At 51.2% G+C, this 3,061-nt stretch carries 2 protein-coding genes and 1 pseudogene; 2 read left to right on the top strand and 1 reads right to left on the bottom strand.

Translation table 11 applies throughout. From position 1 onward, the window contains the following. A partial coding sequence (gene rlmJ, locus ACRCZA_RS10060) for a 23S rRNA (adenine(2030)-N(6))-methyltransferase RlmJ (RefSeq protein ID WP_438674306.1) occupies positions 1-553 on the bottom strand: 553 nt, incomplete at its 3' end. A 163-nt stretch (positions 554-716) separates the two neighbouring features. Between rlmJ and ACRCZA_RS10065 the strand changes: the two are divergent. Together ACRCZA_RS10065 and ACRCZA_RS10070 are read left to right on the top strand one after the other, a co-directional pair. Further along, a pseudogene (locus ACRCZA_RS10065) lies at positions 717-1,467 on the top strand (class I SAM-dependent methyltransferase). A 156-nt stretch (positions 1,468-1,623) separates the two neighbouring features. Continuing rightward, positions 1,624-2,958: a glutamine synthetase family protein gene (locus ACRCZA_RS10070; RefSeq protein ID WP_438674307.1), complete on the top strand. Its 1,335-nt coding sequence runs from the start codon at positions 1,624-1,626 to the stop codon at positions 2,956-2,958. The last annotated feature ends 103 nt before the right edge of the window (positions 2,959-3,061 follow it).

A 3,061-nucleotide genomic window follows, 5' to 3' on the forward strand; every position in this document is an offset into this window, starting at 1 on the left:
CTTTGATTAATGTCTCGGCGACATCTTGATAATCGGTTTTGATTTCGTAACTGGGGTCAACCAATACCAGTGCGCGGCGCTCTAGCGGCGGCACTGCGGCAATCAGTCCTTTTAAGCCGTCGCCTTTGATGACTTTGACTTGTTTATCCCCTCTAAAGTAATCCTCTAATAGCAGATGGTCGCTGCTGTGCAATTCGTGCAATACCATGCGGTCTTTGGGGCCCAGTTCCATATCGACAATGGCGGGCGAGCCGGGATAAAACTCGAGTGCTTGGGGATTGTCTTCATTGAAGTGGCGCACCGCCTCAACATAATCCTGCAATGATTTTGGCAGATCGGGCTTATCCCAGAGTTTGGCAACGCCCTCAAGATATTCACCGGTTTTTTGAGCAAATTCATCGGTTAAGGCATAGCCTCCGGCGCCTGCATGGGTGTCGATATACACCAGCGGTTTGTCTTTTTTGTGCATTAACTGCAGGGTTTGCAGTAGGAGGGTGTGTTTTAACACGTCGGCATAATTGCCTGCGTGATAACCATGGCGGTAACTTAACATGCGGGATCCCAGGGTGAGCTTTGCAGGTGAAATACCCGCGTTCAATCGAGCAATTATAGGGCTTATGGTCCTTGGGGTAAATTGGCGGTACTAAGACAGTATTCAGCTTCCACGGCTTTTGGCATAATGCGGGCAGTATTTCATTGCCTAACCCGTGGTGCCTTTGTCTATTTCAATCTTTTTCAATCAACAATACCCCACACTCGTGGAGATTTGTGCGCGTTGGCAATTGGCTTTCGATGCCGATGCACCGTTTGAGCTGCGGTTTGAAGCCGATACTTTGTCACTGCATAAGCGGGATGAGCCAAAGCTGGATGGCATTGTGGTTGATTTTGTCACGGGAGCGGTCGCCCATCGGCGCAAATTTGGTGGCGGGCGCGGCCAAACTATTGCGAAAGCCGTGGGGTTAAAGCAAGGAGTATCACCGCGGGTCGTTGATGGCACCGCAGGCTTAGGGCGGGACGCCTTTGTGCTGGCCAGCCTAGGTTGTCAGGTGACCTTAGTTGAGCGACATCCGGTGGTGGCCGCGTTGCTCGAGGACGGTCTGCGCCGCGCCTATCAGGATGCGGAAATTGGGGCATGGATGCGTGAGCGAATGCAGCTGTTTCATGGTTCAAGCCTTGAGGCTCTTAGCGCCCTGCCACACGCGGTTGATGTGGTTTATCTTGATCCTATGTATCCCCACCGTGATAAGTCTGCCCTCGTTAAAAAAGAAATGCGCGTTTTTCAATCGTTAGTGGGCGCCGATTTAGATGCTGATGGTTTACTCGCGCCAGCGATGGCGTTAGCGAGTAAGCGCGTGGTGGTCAAGCGCCCAGATTATGCTGAAGATTTAGATGGTGTTAAGCCGACCATGGTGTTGGCCCAGAAAAAAAAATCGCTTCGATGTGTATGTTAAAGCTGCCATGAAATAACCGCATGGTTCGATAACGTGTTTTTGCTAAGTAAATTTTACATAAGCGTCATATATATTTTACGTTTTTACCTGCTAATGATAGCTTTTCAAACGAAAGGCTGATTATACTGGCGGCTCCTTTAGCGCTATTTTCTCATTAGTGGCACAAATTAATATGGACTCAGCCCTTCTTGCGGCCTTTTTTCAAGGCGGCACAGTACGTGATGTTGAATGCTTATTCCCGGATATTTCTGGTTATCCACGCGGCAAGGTGATGCCGGCCCGCAGCTTTGCGCAAGGAGCGGAGCTGCGGATTGCCCAAGCCATTTCGATGCAGGCGATTACCGGGGAATATTCCTATGATCCGGTTTTCCCGGATGCCGATCCGGATATTTTATTAGTTCCCGACTACAGCACCTTAAAGCGTATCCCTTGGAGCACTGTGCCGCGCGCGTTTGCGATCCATGATTGCGTGCAATTAGATGGCCATCTTTGCCCATTTGCCCCGCGCTCGCTGCTTAAAAAAGTGCTATCCCGTTATCAAGCGTTGGGGTTGACGCCAGTGGTGGCGCCTGAGATTGAATTCTATTTGGTTGACGCGAATACCGATCCTGCGGTGCCGTACCGCTCGCCGGTGAGTAAGAGTGGCCGCGCCGAACAGGGGCAATCGGCATTTAGCATGAATATGCTTAATGAGCTTGCGCCATTTTGGGATGAGTTCCATGGGGCTATCGACGCTTTGGGGATCAATGGTGACACGTGGATCCATGAGATGGGTCAGTCGCAGTATGAGATCAATCTCGTGCATGGCGATCCACTGGCCTTGGCCGATCAAGCGTTTATGTTTAAATATGCGGCCAAGGAAATTGCCATTAGGCATGGCTTGAATGCGATTTTTATGGCCAAGCCGATAGCGGGCCAACCCGGCAGCTCGATGCATTTACATCAAAGTGTGGTCGATGCCGAAGGCAATAATATTTTTAGCCATGAGGATGGCAGTGACAGTGAGCGCTTTTATCATTACATTGGCGGCTTGCAACGCTATCTTCCTGATTTAATGTTGCTATTTGCACCTAACATTAATTCGTTCCGCCGCTATATTGCCGGCAGTCAAGCACCGATTAATTTAAGCTGGGGGGTGGATAATCGCACTACCGGTTTGCGTGTGCCCTTAAGTCGCCCTGCGGCTAGACGGGTGGAAAACCGTATCGCCGGTGCCGACGCAAACCCTTACCTGATGATTGCAGCCTCCCTCGCCGCCGGCCTTGCGGGGATTGAAGAGAAAATTCAACCCAGCAGACCCGAAACGGGCAGTGCCTATGAGGGCAGCCATGATTTGGCGCCGACATTCCATGCGGCGTTAACCCAAATGCGCCATAGTGAGTCGGCTAGGCGTTTGCTGGGGGATGAGTTTGTGCAAGGATTTGTATCGGTAAAAGAGATTGAATTTAATAGTTATCTAAGCGAAATCGGGGCGTGGGAGCGGCGCTTTTTAGGGCCGCAAAGCTAAGGCGCACAGGGCGCCTAGGCCCGCGGTTTTGGGCCCGCAGCTTTAGGTACGCGGTTTTAGGCTCGGTGTTTTCTGGGCTAAAACCGCGTTGATTCTCGACTGA

Source organism: Shewanella sp., assembly GCF_051658185.1.
Taxonomy (GTDB): domain Bacteria; phylum Pseudomonadota; class Gammaproteobacteria; order Enterobacterales; family Shewanellaceae; genus Shewanella.